Raw genomic sequence first — 20,670 nt, 5'->3', positions numbered from 1 at the left:
GGCGTCGCCGCACCACTCCCTCCACTCGCACCGGACGCCGCGCTGGTCGAGCCCGCCCCGCTCATCGCGCTGCTCCCGATCGGGTCGCCTTGAGGACGCGCTGAGCGACTTCCGCCACATGCTCTGGCTCGAAGCCGAACTTCTTCTGCAACTGCTTGATCGGCGCCGAAGCGCCGAAGGTCGTCATGCCGACCACTTCGCCTTCGAGACCGACATAGCGTTCCCAGCCGAAGACGCTCGCCTGCTCGACCGCGACGCGAGCGCGGATCGCCGGTGGCAGCACCGAATCGCGATAGGATCGCTCCTGTCGTTCGAAGAGTTGCCAGCATGGCATGCTCACCACACGGCTTCGGACCCCCGAGCGACCGAGCAATTCCGCGGCCGCCACGCACAGCGAGACTTCGCTGCCGGTGCCGATCAGAATCACCTCCGGGGCGCCCTCGGGCGGGTCGAGCAGCACATACGCCCCCCGGGCACAGCCATCGGCCGACGCCATCTTCGTTCGGTCGAAGGTCGGCAGGTTCTGCCGCGACAGCGCGAAGATCGAAGGCTCGTGCCGCGTCTCCATCGCGATGTGCCAGCAGGCGACGACCTCGTTCGCATCGGCAGGTCGCAGAAGCTGGACTCCCGGCATCGCGCGAAGGCTCGCGAGTTGCTCGATGGGCTGATGCGTCGGGCCATCTTCACCAAGACCGATCGAATCGTGGGTGAAGATGTAAAGGACGGGCAGCTCCATCAAGGCACTCAGGCGCATCGAGCCGCGCATGTAATCGGTGAAGATGAGAAACCCGCTCGCAAAGGGGCGAAGTCCGCAGAGGGCCAGGCCATTCGCGATGGCACCCATCGCATGCTCTCGCACACCGAAGTGCATGTTGCGACCGATCGAATCTGGCAGGAAGTTCCCCGCGCCATTGAACTCAAGACGCGTCTTCGTGCTCGGCGCGAGGTCCGCCGCTCCACCCAGCAGCCACGGCACGCGCTCCGCGATGGCGTTCAGCACCTTGCCGCTGGAGACGCGCGACGCCACGCCTTTGGCATCGGCCGGGAAGGTCGGCAGCGCCGACTCCCAACCCGCAGGAAGCGCACCCGACTCGATCGCATCGAGTTCGGCAGCCTCTTTCGGGAACTGCTTCGCGTAGGCGGCGCGAAGTGACTCCCACACCTTCCTCGCCTCGGCTCCGCGTCGCCCGACTCCATCGGCGAAACGCTCGCGCACTCCTTCGGGCACGAGGAAGTGGGCATCCTCCGGCCAGCCGTAGAAGCGCTTCGCGCCGCGGATCTCCTCCTCGCCGAGTGGCTCACCGTGCGCCGCACTCGTGTCCTGTCGCGTGGGCGCCCCCCAGCCGATGTGACTGTCCACGATGATGAGCGTGGGTCGGTCGGTCGTGCGCTTCGCCTCGTCGAACGCGCGCTCAAGCCGATCGAGATCGTTCGCATCGCCAACGCGGAGGGTGTTCCATCCATATCCAAGGAATCGCGTGGCGACATCATCGGAGTACGCAAGGTCGGTTCGTCCTTCGATGGTGATGTGATTGTTGTCGTAGATCCAGCAGAGGTTCGAGAGCTTCAGATGACCGGCGAGCGACGCCGCTTCGCTCGAGATGCCTTCCATGAGGCACCCGTCGCCGCAGATCGCCCATGTTCGAAAGGTGAAGAGCTCGAAGCCGGGTCGGTTGTAGCGACTGGCGAGCCAGCGAGCGGCGAGCGCCATGCCGACGCTGTTCGCGATCCCCTGGCCGAGCGGCCCCGTCGTCGTCTCGACGCCCGCCGTGTGGCCATGCTCAGGATGACCGGGACACTTGCTGCCCAATTGCCGGAACGCGCGGATGTCATCCATCGAGACTGCGAGGCTGTCGCTGGCGGGCGGAAGCTGGCGTACGCCGGCGAGGTGGAGCACCGAGTAGAGGAGCATCGAGGCGTGCCCGTTCGAGAGCACGAAGCGATCGCGGTCGGGCCAGCGCGGCGCCAGCGGATCGAAACGAAGCACCCTTTGCCAAAGCGCATAGGCAACAGGTGCCAGCGCCATGGGCGTGCCCGGGTGCCCGGAGTCCGCGGCCTGCACCGCGTCCATCGAGAGCGTCCGGATGGTGTTGATGGCGAGCGCATCGATGGCCGGCACATCCGAGGGCGTGCCTGCAACCGGCGACTGGGAACGGGTGGGCGCCGAGCTTGGTGTTGGAGTAGCCACGGAGAACCCATGCTACCCTGCGCGGCGGAGATAGAATCGTCTCGCCGTCAGGCGTGTTCACGGCCACGACGCAAGCCGTCCGATGAACACCTGTCGGCGCTCGAACTCGGCTCTGCGAGCGAGCCCCGGACCGATCCGGAATCCAGATCACGACCCGATCAAGGAACCCACAATGTCCACTCTGAAGCCCGACACCGCGTGCGCCTTGCGACGACTCGCTTCTCCCGTTGTGCCGTTTCTTGCTGGCGCTGCGCTGGTCTGCGGCATCACTTTGCTCAGCGGCGCTCAGCAGCGATCGGGAGGCGATGATGACAAGCCGGGCACGGAGTCATCCTTTGCAGGGCCTCCGAAGGTGACCGATTCCGGCTCGGATTCGTCATTCAAGGGCCCGCCACCGCAGGCAGGCGCTGGGCAGGCTCCGACTGGGACGGGCTTCAACAATCCGGGCGGCGCGATCGATCCCACCGCGTTGCAGGCTGCCGCGGCAAGCGGAGGAATTCACTTTCACACGCACTATCACGGTGTCCAAGGTCAGGCTCCCATGGCGGGCTATGCACCGACCACCTTCGTCAATCCGGCGAATCTGCCGAGCGCCAACACCGCGAGTCAGTACATGCCCGGGTACGGCCCCGGCGATCCCGGCCCTCTCGGATCGGCGGCTGGTGAGGTCAATCAACCCTTTGTCGGGTCGCACACCTACACGGGCTTCTCCGGATACGGCGCTTACGGCAACTACTTCGGAGGCCCTGGTGGATACTTCGGCGGATCTGGTGCCTTCGGTGCGACGCCGATGGCCGTGAACACGGCGTACGCCAACGCCGGGTATGTCGCCGGGTTCAACGACTGACTCGCAGCCACAGGGCCGAGTGCGCTCGTGCATTTCGCCTCGCGAGGCGGGTGCGATGTTCGGCTTTGGAGCATCGCCCGATCACGCATCGACGCACGGCGGCCATGCCGTGACGAGGTGAGCGCGGCGCTGCTTCTGTTTCGGGCTCTTAGTGTGATCCGCCATCGGAGGCCGCGCGTCGTGGCGAACTGTCGCGATTGACGAGTCGGGCAAGAAGCACGGCGGGATAGAGCATGCCGACGGCCGCTTCCACCACGGCGAGATTTCTTGCCCACACTCCAGCGGGCGTGATGTCGCCAAAGCCCACTGTGGTCAGGCAGACGAAGCTGAAGTAGAGATAGTCCGCCCAGTTCATGTCGGGCGCCCGGGCCGTTCCATCGGCGACGCGATACGCCGCGGGATTCTCCACTCCAAGGCGGTGGTGCAGAATGGCGAAGATCACCCCGATCAACAGGTACACGGCCACACCGCCGTACACGCGATCATCAATCAGTGATTGCCCGAAGAACACTTCCTTGGCGATGACCACCGTGGCCGCGATGTAGAAGATCAGGACGAGGACGCCGGGCCAGTTAGCCAGCGCGAGCTCGAGGTGCGCACCGTAGAAGGCCGTCACCGAGAGATGCGCTGCAAGCGCCAGAATGATGGGAATGATCACCCACCGTCTCGGCGAGAGCATAAAGACGCCGAAGAGTGGAACTGCACCGAAGAGCACCATGGCCGAGATGGGCGTCGGCTGTCCCGGCGTGTCGAAGATGGGATAAGTCGCCAGCAGGCCGACCACTGCGACAAGCACCGGAAGCGATCGATTGCGCAGCCAGTGGAGTGGCCTCGTAGCTCGGGCCGCATGTTTGCCGAGCGTGCCGAATCCGGCACTGTCGCGTGGTGCCATGTGGCAGGAGTCTAAGTGGCCGATTGAAGATCGGCCGGTCTCAAGGTGCCGCAGACGGTACGGCGAGCGGCGCCTCGACAGGCCGACATGTTGAGCGCGCTCGCCGCGTTCAATCCCGAGCCGGAGAGGGTGCGTCGGGTGGCGTCTGAACGGGCGGAGCCTCTTCCGGCGGGGCCACGGCCGGGCCCGAGCGCACACAGCGGAAGCCGATGTGGGAGGTGCCCGTGTCCCAATCCTCGCCGCGACGCGCACTCGGTCGGTAGTTGCGGCAGTAGTTGTCAGCGCAAAGGAACGAGCCGCCCTTGATGACGCGCTGCTTGGTGAAGGGCCGAGTCGGATCACTGGGCTGTTGCGGTCCCCGCGGATCGTGGCAGACACCCTGAGCTGCGGAGGCGCCATGCGCGGCGAAGTCGTACCAATCCGCGCACCACTCCCAGACATTGCCGGTCATCTCGTAGAGGCCATAGCCGTTCGGCGGGAAGCTGCGCACCGGTGCCGTACCGTCAAAGCCGTCGGCCTTGGAGTTCTGCGTCGGGAAGCGCCCCTGCCAGATGTTCGCCATGTGCGTGCCACCGGGCACGGCCTCGTCGCCCCACGCAAACTCCTTCCCTTCGAGCCCGCCTCGAGCGGCGAACTCCCACTCGGCCTCCGTGGGTAAGCGCTTGCCGGCCCACCTGGCGTAGGCCTCCGCATCGGGCCACGCGACATGAACGACGGGATGATCCCAGCGACCTTCGAGATCGCTCCCCGGCCCCTCGGGATGCCGCCAGTTGGCGCCCGGCACCCACGCCCACCACTGGGAGACATCGTCGAGATTGCGCACCGCGGCGGGCGGGCGGAAGACCACTGAGCCTGCGACGAGCATCTCCGCCGGCGGCTTGGGAGTGCCCGGCGGGAGCTGCTGCTTCAACTGCTCCCAGTCGGGCACCGTCTCGGCCATCGTCACATAGCCCGTTGCATCGACGAACTCCTTGAACTGCCGATTGGTGACCTCGGTGACATCCATCCAGAAGCCGTCGACGCGCACTCGATGCGCCGGGCGCTCCTGCGGATACGCCTTCGGATCATCGGAGCCCATTGTGAACTCCCTGCCGGGAATCCACACCATGCCCTTCGGCGCTCCGGCGGGTGCGGTGGTGGGCGACGGAGCGTCAGGTGGCGCGGACGCAGGCGGCGGCACCTGTGGCTGCGGATCCACGGTCGCGCTCAGCGCGCCGGCGGCGAGCGCAAGCGCGGCCCATGCAACAGCGAGTGCGCTCAAGCGCCCCTCACATTCGTGACTCGCGCGCCAGGGGGCGTCATTCGCGACCCATCTCCAGCTTCTTCATGCCATCCTCGAGTTCCTTGATGGCCTCCGGCGACAACTGCGGCCGGTCGATCCCGATGGTCAGTTTGTTGAGCCTGGCGGTCAACGGGAACGGCGGCAGATAGTCGGCGTCGTTGATCCCTGTGATGGTATCGGAGCCAATGTCGAAGCTCTCGTCCCACTGCAGGATCATCGGGAGCGTGCGCTCCATCTTCTTCGTGGCGACGACCTTGCCATCCACGCTCAGCGTGCCCGTGCCCGGCCGGCCCACGCCGGAGAAGTTGTTGAACGCCAGCGTGCCGAGACCAAGTCCGTTGTAGTCGAAGTCAAAGACAAGCGTATGCCGCCCCGGCGCGAGTGCTTCCGGAGCTTCCCACTTGATCCACTCGAGGTTGAGCAGGTTCCAGCAGAACACCGGCTTGCCCTTGAGCAGATAGAAGCCCCAGCCCGCGAACCGCCCGCCGGAGGTCGCGATCATGCCCTCGGCGCCACCTTCCGGCACGGTGATATCCGCGGTGATGGTGTACGAGGTGTTGAGCAGGAACGGCGCATCGCCCTGAGGGGTCCCGGTCATCGGCCGCGTGTAGACCAGCTCGGTCCGACCGGCCGTGAGGCTCGGTCGCGGGGCCGCAACCCGGGCGGCGACCGACGCGTCGAGCGGGAAGACCTGATGCTTCCTGGCCTCCTCGACGAACATCCTTCGCATCGCTGCGACCTTGTCAGGGTGTTGTGCGGCGATGTCGTCCGATTGGTTCCAGCTCTTGGACAGGTCATAGAGCTGAAAGACCTGGTTGTTGAGCGGGTCCGGGTTGGCTGGGCTGAAGGCATCCCACGGCGCGCGGCCCGGCTTGGTGCTGAGCAGCCAGCCGTCGTGATACAGGGCGTACTGACCCATCATTTCGAAGTACTGCGTCGTGTGGCGGGACGGCGCCTTGGCGTTGGCGGCGTCGAAGGTGTAGGCATAGCTCGTTCCCTCGATGGGCTTTTGCTTGATGCCATCAACAAATTCCGGGGCGGCGATGCCCGTCACTTCGAGAATCGTCGGCACATGGTCGATCACATGCATGAACTGCTCGCGCAGGCCGCCCTTGTCCTTGATGCGCGCCGGCCACTGGATCACCATGCTCTGATTGATGCCGCCCAGCCGATTGGCGTTCTGCTTGAACCAATCGAAGGGGGTGTCGAATGCCCACGACCACCCCGCGGACATGTGGTTGTAGGTGAACTCCGTGCCCCACGCGTCGTAGTACTTCATCTGCACATCCACCGGCGGTCGGACGCCATTGAAGAACGCGACCTCGCTGAATGTGCCTTCAGGACCGCCCTCGGCGCTCGTGCCGTTGTCGCCGTTCTGGTAGATGATCAGTGTGTTGTCCAGCTTGCCCAGGTCTTCGAACGCCTGGATGACACGACCAATCTCGTAGTCGCTGTAGGCGACATAGGCGGCGAACACCTCAACCTGCCGAATGTAGAGCTTCTTCTGCTCGGGTGAGAGCGTGTCCCACGGCTGGAGCATCTCGCTCGGCCACGGCGTCAGCTCCTGGTCGGGCGGAATGACGCCGAGCTTCTTCTGGTTCTCGAAGATGCGCTCTCGGAGCTTCTCGTAGCCATCATCAAACAGGTGCATCGCGCTGATCCGGTCCACCCACTCCTTCGTCGGATGATGCGGCGCGTGTGTGGCGCCAGGGCAATAGTGGATGAAGATCGGCTGGCGCGGATCGGTCTGGTGGATGCGGTACATCCAGTCGATCGCATCGTCGGCCATCGCGGTGATCAGGTTCCAGGAAGGCTCCTTGCCGGTGACCGGCCAGATCTCCGCCTTTGGATCTGAGCGATCCATCTTCAGAGTGCCCTCCTTGCCGATCCATGGATAGATCTGCGTCGTGTTTCGGAAGAGGTTCGGCCCCCACTGATTCGCGTCGCCGCCGACGAACCCATAGAAGTAGTCGAAGCCCATGCCGGTCGGCCACTGCGTGAACGGCCCGACCTGACTGGCCTGATAGGTCGGCGTGTTGTGGTTCTTGCCGAACCAAGAGGTCGCGTACCCATTGTCGCGCAGAATGCGGCCGATGGTCGCATTGTCCACGCCGATGATGCTGTCGTAGCCGGGGAACCCGGTGGCCTGCTCGGAGATCACTCCGAAGCCGACCGAGTGATGGTTGCGCCCCGTGATGAGCGCGGCACGCGTCGGCGAGCACAGCGAGGTGGACATGATGCGGTTGTAGCGCAGTCCGTTGGCGGCGATGCGGTCCATGGTCGGCGTCGGGATCACGCCGCCAAAGGTGCTCGGCACGCCGAAGCCCGAGTCATCGGTCAGAATCAACAGGATGTTCGGCGCACCCTCGGGAGGCACCACGCGCGGCGGCCACCATGGCGTCGACTGAAGCGCATCATCCTTGATCACGCCACCGAACGGCGGCGCGGGCGGTGGAAGCTGCTTCCCGTCGATCGTGGTCGTGGCACCGGGGGATCCCGGAGTGCCGGTGGTCTCCACACCCTGAGGCGATGCCGCCGCGCCGGCCATGGTCAATGCGATCGAACCAACCAGACCTCCAAGGAGGAAACGGACCATACTGAGCTTGCTCATCTCTCGAGACACGAGTGCGTCGTCAAGTGGGCGGCGTGTCTCAGGGGTCGCCCATCGTGATTGATGAAGATCTATCTCCGGAACCGTCCGAAGCCGCCACCGAATCGCTGACCGAAGCCGCCACCTCCGAACGAGTGGTCGCCGCCACCCCAGCCGCCGCTCGAACGATCACCGCCCCAGCCGCTGCTTCCTCCGTTGCCGAAGTTGCGCGACCATGAGTCACGGTTCAGTGAGTTCTGCTGATCGTGGCTCTGCCATCCGGAAAGTCCCCCACCCGAGGAACTCGCGCTGTCCCAGTGGCTCTGGAGATTGCTGCTGTTGAAATTGTTCTTCCACTCGCTCTGCGCCTGCTGCGACTTCTGCTGCCACTGCTGGCTGGCCTGTGTTGCCTGACTCGACTGGCTCGGCCAGCCCGACGAAGGCTTCTGCACCTGATTCCAGCTTCCGTTGTTGTAGCTCTCCCAGCCGTCGCCGGTGTTCTTGTAGACATTGCCGTCGTGGCCGGCGTACATGTTGCCGCTGCTCGTCTGCGCAAACGACGAGTCGGTGCGATTGCTGTGCACACCCTCGGCCCAACCGCCGGATGAGTTCTCCGCGTACCCCACGCCGCCGCGAGCCGTCGACTCATGGCCGGCCTCCGCCCAGTTGCTGCCTTGCTGCACATAGCTGTGGCCCCACGACTGGTAGCCGTTGGTTCCGCCCGTGTGCGCGCCGTAGGTGTTGGTCCACGGGCTGTAGGCCTGGCCGCCCCAGCGCGCTCCGTATGGAGTCGCGACGGCGCCGCCACGGTAGTAGTTGCCCGTTGACGGGTTGTACCCTGCGTGCCAGCCGGCGCCACCGTTGGGTCCGTAGGCATATCCGCCCGCGCTGTAGTAGCCGCAGTAACCGCCATGCCAGTACGGCGCACAGCCATACGAGTAGTAGCAGGGATAGCAGCCGTGCCAGCAGCAGCCGTCGTCGGCGATGGCCGCCCCCACGAGCATTCCTGCGCCGAACATGAGCGCGCCGGTGGCGGCGACATAGGCGCCGTTGTATCCCTCGGTGTAGCCCACGGTCACCGTTGACGGCGTCGCGCTGTACACCTTGACATAGGTGGTGTTGTAGACGGGGCTGGTCGGCGGAATCGTATAGATCACCGACGGCACCGCGGTGCAGACCGTCCACGGTCCGGTCGCCGCCGGCGCCACGAACCAGACGCCGTTGTGGCAGCAGTAGAACTGATTGTTCGCATTGACCACCTGGTACGCCGTGTTCACCGCGTACTGCATCGAGGTGCCCTGGATGGGCGCAAACTTCGGCGCTCCGTCGTACTGCACATTGACGGTGGTGCCTTCGATGTTGATCGTCGCCTTCTTTGGAACCTGTGCAATCAGGATTGCATCCTTCGCTTCGGCGGTTCCGGGCACCGAAGGCAGCACGAATGCCATCGGACTGCTCTCGGGAATGCGCGCAAAGTCGGCCGGCAGGTTCGCCGACGCTGCCGACCACGGACCGCTCAGCGACGGAGCGCTGAACCAGCGGCCGGCGACGAGGTAGTAGTAGGTCTGCGTGCTCACCTGAAGGAAGACAGGCTGCTCCGGGTTCGTCACATACATCAGACTCGTGCCGGTGATGGGCGAGCAGGACGGCGGTCCATTGGTCAGGATCAACTCCGCCGGCTCCGTGCTCGTGAACACCGTCGGTACCGTGGACATGGGCTGACCGGGGACCGCCGCAACGACATCCTGCCATTGATCGTTGGTGGGAATCTGCGAGAAGCTCGCGGGGAGCGTGCCCGCCGCGGTCCACGGACCATTCACCGGATCCGGCGCCTGAAGCCATGACTTGCCGACGAGCAGGTAGTAGAGCGACGAGTTCACATCGAGCAACAACACCCAGTTGGTGTTGACGGCCCACATGATCGGAGCCGATCCGAGCGGCTTGAACTGCAGCGGCCCAATGGAGTTGACGAGCACCGCGGGAGTCGCGCTAAAGAAGATCGGCGGCGGATTGAGATTGAGCGGCACCCCCTGCGGCATCGCCTGATCGTGCAGGCTCGCCGTCACGCGCTGGAGCGCGATGGTCAGCGAGTTCTGATTGGGGAGCATGTCCATGACCACGGCCTTCAGCGCCGCCGCCTGCTCGGGCGGAAGATCTGGAAAGCGAACGGCCACCACCTGGATGTCGCGGAGGACCACCTGCTGGAGGAGCTCGCGCACATGCGTGTTCGCCTGCACGGCGACGACTCCAAGCTGTGGCTGATCGGTTCCGGCAAGGGTCACTTCCACCACGCAGCGGAACTTGATCCGGTCGTGGTTCTGCCACGCGTCAACCTGCGGCTGGTGAATGACAAGGGTTGTGCCATCCTTCGTGAAAGTGCGAGGCCACCCCGGGTCGACCGCGAAGACGCCAGAACCGCCGCCATCGGACTGTTGGGCAGCAGGAGCCGCGGCAGCAGCGCCAGACAAGAGCGCGGTGAAGAGCGTGACGCTCATCGCAACGAGGAGCGCCACCCCACGGTGCGCGACACCGCGAAGGCGATCGATCGCCCCCAAACCCTGGAACACGGCGCGGATCATCAGTGGAACTCCTGGAAGACTCGAAGGGCGCGGTCGAGCGGGGAACATCTGCTGCTCAGCCGGAGATCATACACCCGTGCGGCATCCATTTGGATATTCTCATGAACACAACTGCTCAGTGACACCGGCTCGCGGACCGCTGAGAACCGTTCGCAGAATCTAGGCGCCAACTGGCGCTGCTCCATGGAGACATCCTGTGAAGTCCTTGCGCCTCAATCGTGGCTCTGTCTCAAGCTCCGCCCCTGCCCGGCTCTGTGCTGCGGTCCTGGCCGCAGCCACTCCCGTTGCTGCACATAGCGATGGCACCGATCAGCAGTCGGCACCGCCGATTTCTTCAAGTTCACCTGCGGTGATCGAAGCGCCGTCGATGAGTGACTCGGGCTCGGCTGCCCTCCCTGGCGCTTCAACCGATGATCGGCTCTCCGAGAACTCACGCGATTGGTGGATCGACATTACGCCCTACCTCTGGGCCGCCAGCGTTGATGCAACCATCGCACAGAAGGGCGTGAGCACTTCGTTCGACATTCCGTTCCGGGACATCATCAAGGATCTCGACTTCGCCCTGATGCTGCACCTCGAGATCGGGTACCGGCGGGCGTTCTTCTTCAGCGACTACAACTACATGCGGCTGAGCCAGACGGTGGATGTCTACGAGCCGCTGCTGACCAGTGCCGATGTTCCCCAGCTCCTCTCGCAGATCTCGGCGCGGGATCCCAGCTTTGGCAACGGGCCGTTTGCGTCGCAGTTCACGCGTGCGCTCGTTCAGACCGAGGGTGACCTCGCGAAGACGAAAGACCTGCTCGTGCAGCAGGTCGATAGCCGGATCAAGGACGCGCAGGCCCGGATTGACAGGGTCAACGAAGCGCTGGCGCAGTTCGACACGAACATCAAGCAGGCTCTCGAGTCTCTCTCCCCGGAGCAACGCAAGATTCTGGCGCAGCTCGCTCTAAATCGACTGGATCCGCGGGTCCAGGAGACTCTTCGTCGCATCAACGAGGCGCTTCAGAGTGCCGAGACGCGGACAGAGGCGGATCTTCGCGCGCTCGTCGGCAACGCCTACGACGCGGCCAAGCTGAACTTCGCCGAGAAGGACCAGCAGATTCAGGCGGCCATCATCGCGGGGCTCGCCGCTCTGAAGCCGGGCCCTGAGTTGAACTATGTCGAGGCGAGCATGACTCTGCAGATTGCCGAGTTCGGCGGTGGCTATCGTCTGCTCGACTGGGAGTTGGGCCGCCCCATTGGCGAGCAGCACATCTTTGCGGGGCTTGATCAGCCGATGTCGTCGATGGCATCCCGAGTGTTTCCTGTGCTCCAGTTCGATCTCATCGGGGGTGCGAGGTACTACAACCTCCAGTACGACCAGACCCTGGCATTCACGCCGGACAAGTTTGGGATCCTGCCCGCGATCGTGAGCACCAACTCACGCTACGAGTGGGTCGACGGCATCATCGGAGGGCGCATCGGGCTCGCCGTGAACAATGAACTCCGCTTCTGGTGCCGCGGCGACGCGGGCGGCTTCCAGAGCCGGAACAACTCCTGGTGCGTGCAGGGTGGCATCCAGTGGGTGCCGCTTCCATGGCTGAATGTCGTGGCGGGCTATCGAGCGCTCGGCATCCAGTACGAGGAGAACGGCACCCAAGGCTTCCGCTTCGACGGCGTGCTGCAAGGACCAGTCCTCGGAGTGGGCTTCTCGTTCTGATTCGGCAGCGGGCGACACTTCGCGCTGATCAGCTCACTGGAATCGTGAGCACGGGAGCGGTCTGCGAGCCCCTCTCGCCCTCCGCCAGGCGCATGAGGAAGAGCATCTCCAGTCGCTGGAAGTGACGCTTGCTTTCGAGGTCGGTGTCGTCAATCCAGAACCACCATCCGCGATGCTGCACCGCAATGACGGCCTGCCGTGGGGCGTCTCGCCCCGACTTGATGTTGACTTGCCCGAAGGTGGACTCAGCGCTGGCGTGAATCGTGGTTGGAGCCACGACTCCTGCCTCGACATGCTCTGGTGGGACTTCAATCGCCGAGGCCGAGGCGACGAGGAGTTGGGCCATTGAGTTCGTGCGAATGGCGAGTGCTGGATCGCCCGCTTGTCGCAGGCCAGTCACCAGGGGAACGCGAAGGACTCCGCTCGCGGATGGTTGCGGACGCCGGATGTCGAGCAGTCGCAAAAGCTCGTCGATCTGGACGCGGTGGGCTTCGTCGCCCTCCCGGATCGAGAGTTCGAACGAGTCGCTCGAGCCTTGTTGCCGTCCCCAGAAGATCACCCCGGCGCGATGAAGCTGAACAAGAAGTCTGGCTGCGTCGAGAAAGCCGTCGCGACCACCGCGGCCAGGTGATTGCAAGTCATTCATCCCTGCCACGAGCCACGGAACAAGAGTGGCATCGTCCACGCCTCCGTCGAGGAGCAGGACGAGCAGTTCGAGCGACATGGGGCTGAGCCAGTCCTTGAGAAATGCCTGTCCGGTCACGGGGACATAGCTGATGGTGGGATTGTCCTCGTAGCTGACTCCGGCGCTCAGTGGCACAAGATTGCCCGAGTAGTTCGACTGTGGGCCCACGCCGAACTGGGCGCCTGCCGTTGCGCTGAACTTCAGTGATGCCGTCACGCTGGTCACCGAAAGAAGCCCAATCGGATCCCCGTAGCGCATGCGAACGAGGGTGAGCAGAAGTTGCTCTGCGTTCGTGCGTGCGATCACTTCGTTGTAGGCACTCCGTCCCGCAGAGACGGAAGTGGGACCGAGGACCTGGCAACCAGCAGTCCACAGCCCTGCTCCGGCCAACCCCGTCACGATCAAGCGAGTCGGTCGATGCATTGTCGTGTACTCTTGCCTTCGAGTTGCGAGGAGGAGCGATCCGACTGGAGTTCCTCTTGGAAGGAACCCGTCCCGAGCGGACCCGTGCTTCATCAGCGTAACCCCTGGCATTCGCCGGACGCAAAAGCACAACCGCCGCACCACTGAAACAGCGGTGCGGCGGCTGCATCTATTCAAGGAACAGTTGGGTGCCTTCGCCGTGCGTTACCGCACGGCTATCCGAGAGTCGACGAGCGACACTCGGGCGAGGACGCGTTCACGATTTCAAGTCCCGGATCTCTCCGGGCGCTCGTCTAAGTGATTCCCTTAGAAAGGAGGTGATCCAGCCGCAGGTTCCCCTACGGCTACCTTGTTACGACTTAGTCCCAGTCACCAGCCTTGCCGTGGGCACCCCTGAATCGAGGCGACTTCGGGCACTGCCAGCTCCCATGACTTGACGGGCGGTGTGTACAAGGCTCAGGAACATATTCACCGCGGCGTAGCTGATCCGCGATTACTAGCGATTCCGACTTCATGGAGGCGAATTGCAGCCTCCAATCCGAACTGGGGCGCCTTTTGAGCGGTTTGCTCCACCTTACGGTCTTGCATCGTTCTGTCGGCGCCATTGTAGCACGTGTGCAGCCCTGGGCATAAAGGCCATGAGGACTTGACGTCATCCCCACCTTCCTCCGGTTTGACACCGGCGGTCTCGCTAGAGTACTCAGCATTACCTGTTAGCAACTAGCGACAGGGGTTTCGCTCGTTGAGGGACTTAACCCGACACTTCACAGCACGAGCTGACGACAGCCATGCAGCACCTGTTCACGTTCCACCCAAAGGGTGTGGCTCCCGTTTCCGGGAGTTAATCCGTATATGTCAAACCCAGGTAAGGTTCTTCGCGTTGCTTCGAATTGAGCCACATGCTCCACCGCTTGTGTGAGCCCCCGTCAATTCCTTTGAGTTTTAGCCTTGCGACCGTACTCCCCAGGCGGCGCACTTAACACTTTTGCTTCGGCCGGGAGGGCGTGAAAGCCTCCCCGACCTAGTGCGCATCGTTTACGGCGTGGACTACCGGGGTATCTAATCCCGTTTGCTCCCCACGCTTTCGTGCCTCAGCGTCAGGACAGGCCCAGTGGCCTGACTTCTCCTTTGGCGTTCCGATAGATATCTACGCATTTCACCGCTCCACCTATCGTTCCAGCCACCCCTACCTGCCTCAAGATGCATGGTTCACCAAGCAATTCCTCGGTTGAGCCGAGGTATTTCACAAGGTGCCTTTGCATCCGCCTACGCACGCTTTAAGCCCAGTGATTCCGATTAACGCTCGAGCCCTCTGTATTACCGCGGCTGCTGGCACAGAGTTAGCCGGCTCTTCCTTTGGGTCTGGTCATTGTGTTCCTGAACCCTGACAGGTCTTTACACCCCGAAGGGCTTCGTCAACCACGCGGCATTGCCCCGTCACGCTTTCGCGCATTGCGGAAGATTCGTTACTGCAGCCTCCCGTAGGAGTCCGAGCAGTGTCTCAGTCTCGATGCGGCGGGCCGTGCTCTCACACCCGCTACCCGTCTTCGCCTTGGTGAGCCATTACCTCACCAACTAGCTGATAGGAGATTCCCCGCGCCCAAGGCAGTAAACCTTTGATCGAAGCATGTCAATGCCTCGACATCATCGGGTATTGATCCGGATTTCTCCGGGGTATCCCCGACCTCGGGGTACGTAGGAATCTATTCCTCGCCCTTTCGCCACTCCTGGATTGCTCCAGGCGTTCGACTTGCATGTTTTAGCCATGCCGCCAGCGTTCAATCTGAGCCAGGATCAAACTCTTCAATTGAGTTCGTTGCGACACGGACCGAAGTCCGTGAATGCTTCGATGATTCCTGGCGACCTGAATGCGACGCGATGCGTCGACTCAGGCCGGTCTCATCGCGACTGCGATCGCGATGCCGGTGGACGGCTAGTTCCACCGGTGTTTCCAACATCCGTGACCGACTCCGACAAGCGGAGCCGAGACGGTCTCGCAGAATTGACCATTTCTATCTGGTCTCACGGAGGATGTTGGTGACGACTGCTGTGACAGTCGTCGTGCTTCGGCCGCCAATGTGCCGTGAGCACACTGACGGACCGCCACATCCTCGCGGCGTTCCCAACTGTTCACTTGTCAAAGAGATCCTGCGGACTTCGGGCGCCGGAGAGTGTCCGACGAGCGAAGGCGGCAGTACAACCCGCCGCTGAAGGCCAGAGGCGGAGGAGAGAGGATAGCGACTTTACGCAGGCTGTCAAGGGGTGTGAACCCGAATTCCGGCAAAGCCGTGGCGAGGCGGAGAACCGGCTGGCCGAGGGACACGACTCCTCGCCCTGTCGACGCCGAGCAACTCGGCGGGCGAAGCCAAGCGTCGGCGGTCTGCCGGGAGCGAGATGGACGGAGCCGATCATCGGCCACAACACCAGCTCCAGTAGCGTCTTGGAGCCGCGTCACCTCACCCCCGGGAACGGTACCCACCCACGCGAACGGTACCCGCCCTTGCGGTCTGGACCGGCCCCCGTGGTTTCGCGACGGTGACTGCCGGCGTGAACCGTGATGGTGGCCCACGGTTCAGTCAGGGAATTGCGGCCCGGCACCCGAGTTGTCATCCGATCCAAGTACGGCCCGGGTGGAGTTCTTCTTCGATCGACCCGGATTTCCAGAGGCGCCCGAAGCGTCCTCTGGAGCCGATCTCTGATGCTCATCGCGTGAAACCGCAACCACCGCAGCCCCGATTGGCCCGAACCCCATGCGCGCCAGCACTCCAGCCGCACTCCGAAGTGTTGCACCGGTCGTCCGCACATCGTCCACGAGGATGACCGCTTGACCGGGCCGAGGTGAGCCGAGCGGGACTCCCCAGCGGCGCTGTATCAACCACGCCCACGCGGGAGTGGCGCCTCTGGCGATTGCCGACTCGAGGCGTGTCGCCCGCTGACCGCGCACCTGAGGCGGCCGCCACTCCTGGCGAAGCAGCGAGACTGCCTTCAATTGAGTCGATTGGGCAAACGCCTTTGCCAGCAGGCGAGCGTGATCCACGCCTCGTTCCCATCTGCGCAAGAGCGGCATCGGAATCGGCTGGACCAGCGGACCAGCGAAGCCCTGCGGGCATGCGCCAGCAGCTCGAAGGGTGTCGATGGTTCGGATCCACTGGCACCCGAGCGCCGCGCCGATGCGCGACGCGAGTTCCGGCCTGTGACCATGCTTCGTTTGCAGGATCGCTTGCCGGAGTTGCCCGCCGTACGCGCCAAGGCGAACGAGCGGAAAGGGATCTTGGCTTCCGGGAGCCCCAGTGGGCAACTCTGCGTCGGAACGGGCGGAGCCGTCGAAGCCGATCGCACATTCGTCGCATAGAGGCACCTTCGTGCGGTTGTTGCATCCCTGTGTGAGCACGCCGTGTTGGTGGATTGGCCTCCGAGCCTCGCCCTGTTCCCGAAGACTTCGCCCGATCGTGCGACCACACTGGAGACACCAATCTCCAATGGCATCGGCGTCGGCGGAGAGCAGCCCTTGCGACGACGCTCCCTCGCGCTCCAGCGCGAGCGGGCCTTCGCGTGGTTGATCGGTGCCCCGCGCCTCCCCGAAGAGAAGCTGCTCGATCTCCTGAAGTTGCAAGGCCAGCCCGGACCACATTGGTTGAACTCCATCCCGCCGATGCCGCATCACGCCCCGATCGCTCACGATCTGCGGCGATCAGGAACCTAACGGCTCTGCGGAGATCGACGCTACCGGGAGCCCGTCTTTCCTTCGACCGAGGTCCGCTCGACGCGCCGCGGCTCGCAGGGCGCCCGCTGTATCCTCACCCCACCGCACGGCTGCGGCGTGGAGTTCCCGTACGAACCTCTTCGACCACCAAGACGAGACCGCCGAGTTCCGCCGGGTCATCCAGCGGAGTGAGGAGCATCGCGCGATTGTCATGATCGGCGTGCTGTTGGCGCTCGCCGCGATGGTGATTCTCAGGGACCTGCTGGGCTCGGGCGTGGTCGAGGGCACCGCCCTCATCTCCATCCTGATCGTGGTGGGCGTCGTCATCGCGGTCGAACTGGGAACACTCGCAGCGGCCGGTCGGGCCGATCGGGAAGGTCGGCTCGTACGAACTCGCGTCTGGTACGGATCGATGGTGGTCGAGGCGCTGGCGCCGACCGCCATCATTCTCATCATGCAGTTGACCACGCCTCTTGGGCTGGTCGAAGGCTTGAGTGCGCCGACGATTCTCCTCTACGGCATGGTGTGCGCACTGGCCATTCTGAGGCTGCGCCCCCTGCTCTGCGTGCTGGCTGGATCCATCGGAGCGGTTGGACATGCCGTGTTGACTGCCTTCGCGTGGGCCACCAGCGCGACCCTCGCCGAAGGTGGAGCCGCCGTTCAATCGGAGATCGGGCTCTTTCACTTCTCCTATGCCTTCAGCATCGCCCTGTTCGGCATCGTCTGTGCGCTGGCCGCGGGCGAGGTGCGCCGATGGGTGCAATCGACACTTCGGGAGCAGGCGGAGCGGCGTCGCGTGGAAATGATCGCGAGGAACACGCTCATCTTCGGTCTTGCCAAGATCGCGGAGTACAGGGACAGCGACACGGGCGCTCATCTCGATCGCATCAGCGCCTATTGCGAGCTCCTCTGCGGGCCGCTGCAGTCGAGGTTCCCGGAGATCGATGCCGCCTGGATCGAGCGCCTTCGCCTGGCGAGTTCAATGCATGACATCGGCAAGGTCGGGATCCCCGACGCGGTGCTGCTCAAGCCCGGCCGTCTCGATCCCGAGGAGCGACACATCATCGAGCGACACCCCGACCTCGGCTATCGCGCGCTCGACTCGATTCTCCGCAAACACGGCGGCGACAAACTGCTCGAGATGAGTGCCGACATCGCCGCATGTCACCATGAGCGATGGGATGGCAAGGGCTACCCGAACGGCCTTGCGGGCAGCCGAATTCCCCTTGCCGCACGGATCGTGTCGGTCGCCGATGTCTACGACGCCCTGACCAGTGCCCGGGTCTACAAGCCCGCGATGCCGCATGAAAAGGCCGCGGCCCTCATCCGCGAAGGCTCAGGCACGCAATTCGACCCCGAGGTGGTGGCCGCGTTCGACCGCGTCGAAGAACTCTTCAACGAGGTGCGGGCGCAGCACGCCCCGGCGCCCGAAGGCGAGCCGGCCGCTGGAACTTGAGCGCGTTTCCACGCCGCCGGGCGACCACGCTCCGCCAACGAGATCGCCGGACGCTCACATCTTGATGATCGGCGCAAACCCGCCCCAGCTCATCCGCTTCATGTCAAAGGGCATGACCTTCGGTCCCTTCGTCATGCGCGGATCGCGCATCAGCGCGGCATGCACCTTGTTCCGGTGCGCCTTCGACTTGAAGATGACCCACGAGAAGATGGCGGTCTCGCCCTTCTTCAACTTGAGCAGCTTGTCGAAGGGCACTCCGACGGGCGAGGAGAGATCCTCGGCGACGCACTCGAAGTACTCCTGGACACCGTTCTCCCGGCAGATCGCTCCGAAGATACGGGCGAGCTTCTTGTACGCCGCGAGGTGCTTCTTCTGGACGGGGAGGACGAATCCATCGACATAAGCCATGCCTGTCTCCTTCGGGGGAAGCTCAGCGGCGATGCGTCGGAGCCCATGTCCGACACGCGCCCGCTTGAAGTGTGACTTCGCGCCTCTTGCGATCGGCGAGATTCGACGCGAGTGTACGAGATCGACTCGAACCACTCGCGACGAAGCCTGCCGTGCCGCCCCACGCGCCGCGCGCGCTCACGCACGACGCGGAATCGGAAGAAGCGCCCGCACTCGACGCCGATAGTCGAGGTAATCCTCGCCGTGCTCCGCAACGAGGTCACGCTCTTCAAACCAGATGCCCATGAAGATGTACCCGCTCGTCATGATCGCGAAGAAGAGATGACCGACGCTCATGTGAGGCGTCGCCCAGAAGGCCACGAGAAAGCCGACCATCAGTGGATGACGAACGAGGCGATAGGGCCCCCGCAGCCGGAATCCCACGGGCGATGGTGACCGCCCCATAAAGCGCAGCCAGACCTGGCGAAGCCCGAAGAGGTCAAAGTGATTGATCACGAACGAACTGACGAGCACAAGGCCCCACCCTGCCAGGGAGAGCGCCACCAGCGTGCCTGCCGCCAGCGGGTGCTCCACCGACCAGACCGTCTGCGGAAGGGGCTGCCAGAAGAGAAAGACCGCCAGCAGCGACAGGCTCGCGGCAATCACGAAGGTGCTGCGCTCGATCGCTGCGGGAATGACCGTGGTCCACCAGCGCTTGAACGCGGGGCGCGCCATGATCGTGTGCTGCACCACGAAGATCGTGAGCAGGAGCGCGTTGATCAACAGCGACGGCCCGATCGCTCCGGGAGTACCGGCGTCGATCGACTTCGCCACACCCCAGTTTCCCACGAAGCCGATCGCGTAGAGGAAGGTGACGAAGAAGAGAAGATAGGCGGCCACGCCGTAAGCAAGCGTGCCGATGCGCGATCGCGAGTCGGCGGCACGCCGCGCGAACGCCGAGAACGGGCAGCCGCCGGTCCGAGGATCGTCGCCGAAGCGTGTGGACCGAGGATCTGAAGATCGCCGCGTTGCGAGGCGCTCCTCAGCCGAGTTCATCGGGGTTGACTGCGAGTGCGTATGAAGTGAAGTGGCGGACATGAGTCGGGCTCCCGAGTGAGAGGTTGATGCGGTGCGTCACATCATGCGACGCGTTCGAACCCGATCATGCCATGGTGTCCGAGCCACTCGAGTTGACTTGAGGTGCACTTCACGCGATTCTGGGTTGACTTCAAGTCAACCAATCCCGGTCCGATGCCTCAGGAGCCCATGGCCGCCTTGACCACACGCGAGCGACTGATCGACGAAGCCGTCGACCTCTTCTATCAGCGGGGGTTTCAGGCGGTGGGTCTCGACCAGATCCTTCATCGTGTCGGGATCACCAAGACCGCGTTCTACAAGCACTTCGAGAGCAAGGACGACCTGATCGTGGCCGTGCTCCACAAGCGCGACGGCGATGACCTCGCTGAGATGGTGAAGTGCATGGACGAGCTTGGGGGGCGCGATCCCAGGAAGCGGTTGCTCGCGCTCTTTGAAGTTCTCGACCGAATGCTGCGAGACCCCGGCTTCCGAGGCTGTCTCTTCATGAACGCGGCGACCGAGTTCCCTCTCCAGAATGACCCGATTCACCGCGCCGCAGCCGCCCACGGCGATCACATTGCGGAGATCGTGCACAAGTGCATCACCGATCTCGGATTGGCGGACCCCGCGAAGCTGACCCGGCAGATCATGCTGATCTTCGGTGGCGCGATTGCCGCACGGCATGTGGGTGGCGAACTGGATGCGGCCGAATCCGCACGAAGCATGACCGAGGCGATTCTCGATCGAGCACTGGCGAAGTCCGCTGGCTAGCGTCTGTCTGGCACAAGACCCAGCATTGATACAGCGACTGTGCCGGCGCGCGTGGGCGTTCCGCCGGCACTTGACGCGTTTCCACGCTGGG

At 63.8% G+C, this 20,670-nt stretch carries 13 protein-coding genes and 1 rRNA gene; 4 read left to right on the top strand and 10 right to left on the bottom strand.

Annotated elements, in window-relative coordinates; translation table 11 throughout:
• Nucleotides 1-61: 61 nt before the first annotated feature.
• Nucleotides 62-2,071 carry a transketolase gene (gene tkt / locus KF724_02615; GenBank protein MBX3354572.1) on the bottom strand — a complete coding sequence of 670 codons (2,010 nt, stop codon included), beginning with the start codon at nucleotides 2,069-2,071 and terminating at the stop codon, nucleotides 62-64.
• A 289-nt stretch (nucleotides 2,072-2,360) separates the two neighbouring features.
• Here tkt and KF724_02610 point away from each other — a divergent pair, with 289 nt between their 5' ends.
• A complete protein-coding gene (locus KF724_02610) occupies nucleotides 2,361-3,035 on the top strand; it encodes a hypothetical protein (GenBank protein ID MBX3354571.1) in 675 nt (224 codons plus the stop codon).
• Between the two features lie 148 nt (nucleotides 3,036-3,183).
• Here the strand turns inward: KF724_02610 and KF724_02605 are convergent, their stop codons facing one another.
• The 4 genes from KF724_02605 to KF724_02590 all read right to left on the bottom strand — a co-directional run bounded on the left by KF724_02605 (nucleotide 3,184) and on the right by KF724_02590 (nucleotide 10,378).
• Nucleotides 3,184-3,927, bottom strand: a complete 744-nt coding sequence (locus KF724_02605) for a hypothetical protein (protein ID MBX3354570.1) — start codon at nucleotides 3,925-3,927, stop codon at nucleotides 3,184-3,186.
• Between the two features lie 109 nt (nucleotides 3,928-4,036).
• Nucleotides 4,037-5,035, bottom strand: coding sequence for a formylglycine-generating enzyme family protein (locus KF724_02600; GenBank protein MBX3354569.1), 999 nt, complete (start codon nucleotides 5,033-5,035; stop codon nucleotides 4,037-4,039).
• A 190-nt stretch (nucleotides 5,036-5,225) separates the two neighbouring features.
• Nucleotides 5,226-7,820, bottom strand: coding sequence for an arylsulfatase (locus KF724_02595; GenBank protein MBX3354568.1), 2,595 nt, complete (start codon nucleotides 7,818-7,820; stop codon nucleotides 5,226-5,228).
• 71 nt (nucleotides 7,821-7,891) lie between these two features.
• A complete protein-coding gene (locus KF724_02590) occupies nucleotides 7,892-10,378 on the bottom strand; it encodes a hypothetical protein (GenBank protein ID MBX3354567.1) in 2,487 nt (828 codons plus the stop codon).
• 196 nt (nucleotides 10,379-10,574) lie between these two features.
• Here KF724_02590 and KF724_02585 point away from each other — a divergent pair, with 196 nt between their 5' ends.
• A complete protein-coding gene (locus KF724_02585) occupies nucleotides 10,575-12,077 on the top strand; it encodes a hypothetical protein (protein ID MBX3354566.1) in 1,503 nt (500 codons plus the stop codon).
• Between the two features lie 28 nt (nucleotides 12,078-12,105).
• On the opposite strand, the gene KF724_02580 is transcribed toward KF724_02585, so the two are convergent.
• From KF724_02580 to KF724_02570, 3 genes are all read right to left on the bottom strand, one after another.
• Entirely contained in the window at nucleotides 12,106-13,185 is a 1,080-nt protein-coding gene (locus KF724_02580) for a hypothetical protein (protein ID MBX3354565.1), read from the bottom strand.
• A gap of 310 nt (nucleotides 13,186-13,495) precedes the next feature.
• Nucleotides 13,496-14,995 (bottom strand): 16S ribosomal RNA (locus tag KF724_02575).
• 762 nt (nucleotides 14,996-15,757) lie between these two features.
• Entirely contained in the window at nucleotides 15,758-16,816 is a 1,059-nt protein-coding gene (locus KF724_02570) for a ComF family protein (GenBank protein MBX3354564.1), read from the bottom strand.
• Nucleotides 16,817-17,099: 283 nt separating this feature from the next.
• On the opposite strand from KF724_02570, the gene KF724_02565 reads away from it, so the two are divergent.
• A complete protein-coding gene (locus KF724_02565) occupies nucleotides 17,100-18,344 on the top strand; it encodes an HD domain-containing protein (protein MBX3354563.1) in 1,245 nt (414 codons plus the stop codon).
• Nucleotides 18,345-18,398: 54 nt separating this feature from the next.
• Here KF724_02565 and KF724_02560 read toward each other — a convergent pair whose 3' ends face one another.
• Together KF724_02560 and KF724_02555 are read right to left on the bottom strand one after the other, a co-directional pair.
• Nucleotides 18,399-18,752: a DUF1428 domain-containing protein gene (locus KF724_02560; GenBank protein ID MBX3354562.1), complete on the bottom strand. Its 354-nt coding sequence runs from the start codon at nucleotides 18,750-18,752 to the stop codon at nucleotides 18,399-18,401.
• Between the two features lie 177 nt (nucleotides 18,753-18,929).
• Entirely contained in the window at nucleotides 18,930-19,631 is a 702-nt protein-coding gene (locus tag KF724_02555; protein MBX3354561.1) for an isoprenylcysteine carboxylmethyltransferase family protein, read from the bottom strand.
• Between the two features lie 366 nt (nucleotides 19,632-19,997).
• On the opposite strand from KF724_02555, the gene KF724_02550 reads away from it, so the two are divergent.
• Nucleotides 19,998-20,579 (top strand): TetR/AcrR family transcriptional regulator, encoded by a 582-nt coding sequence (locus tag KF724_02550; GenBank protein ID MBX3354560.1) that lies wholly within the window; start codon nucleotides 19,998-20,000, stop codon nucleotides 20,577-20,579.
• Nucleotides 20,580-20,670 lie beyond the last annotated feature (91 nt).

This window comes from Phycisphaeraceae bacterium, from assembly GCA_019636735.1.
Classification (GTDB): Bacteria; Planctomycetota; Phycisphaerae; order Phycisphaerales; family SM1A02; genus VGXK01.
The sequence above is the reverse complement of the archived record's forward strand: the minus strand, read 5'-3'. Positions and strand labels throughout refer to the sequence as shown.

Excerpts from the sequence above, each read along its gene's own strand:
- KF724_02550 (MBX3354560.1), top strand. The coding sequence starts at position 19,998 with ATGGCCGCCTTGACCACACGCGAGCGACTGATCGACGAAGCCGTCGAC.
- KF724_02610 (MBX3354571.1), top strand. The coding sequence starts at position 2,361 with ATGTCCACTCTGAAGCCCGACACCGCGTGCGCCTTGCGACGACTCGCT.
- KF724_02580 (MBX3354565.1), bottom strand. The coding sequence starts at position 13,185 with ATGCATCGACCGACTCGCTTGATCGTGACGGGGTTGGCCGGAGCAGGG.
- KF724_02605 (MBX3354570.1), bottom strand. The coding sequence starts at position 3,927 with ATGGCACCACGCGACAGTGCCGGATTCGGCACGCTCGGCAAACATGCG.
- KF724_02600 (MBX3354569.1), bottom strand. The coding sequence starts at position 5,035 with ATGGTGTGGATTCCCGGCAGGGAGTTCACAATGGGCTCCGATGATCCG.
- KF724_02565 (MBX3354563.1), top strand. The coding sequence starts at position 17,100 with ATGATCGGCGTGCTGTTGGCGCTCGCCGCGATGGTGATTCTCAGGGAC.
- KF724_02595 (MBX3354568.1), bottom strand. The coding sequence starts at position 7,820 with ATGAGCAAGCTCAGTATGGTCCGTTTCCTCCTTGGAGGTCTGGTTGGT.
- KF724_02560 (MBX3354562.1), bottom strand. The coding sequence starts at position 18,752 with ATGGCTTATGTCGATGGATTCGTCCTCCCCGTCCAGAAGAAGCACCTC.
- KF724_02590 (MBX3354567.1), bottom strand. The coding sequence starts at position 10,378 with ATGATCCGCGCCGTGTTCCAGGGTTTGGGGGCGATCGATCGCCTTCGC.
- KF724_02570 (MBX3354564.1), bottom strand. The coding sequence starts at position 16,816 with ATGTGGTCCGGGCTGGCCTTGCAACTTCAGGAGATCGAGCAGCTTCTC.
- tkt (MBX3354572.1), bottom strand. The coding sequence starts at position 2,071 with ATGGACGCGGTGCAGGCCGCGGACTCCGGGCACCCGGGCACGCCCATG.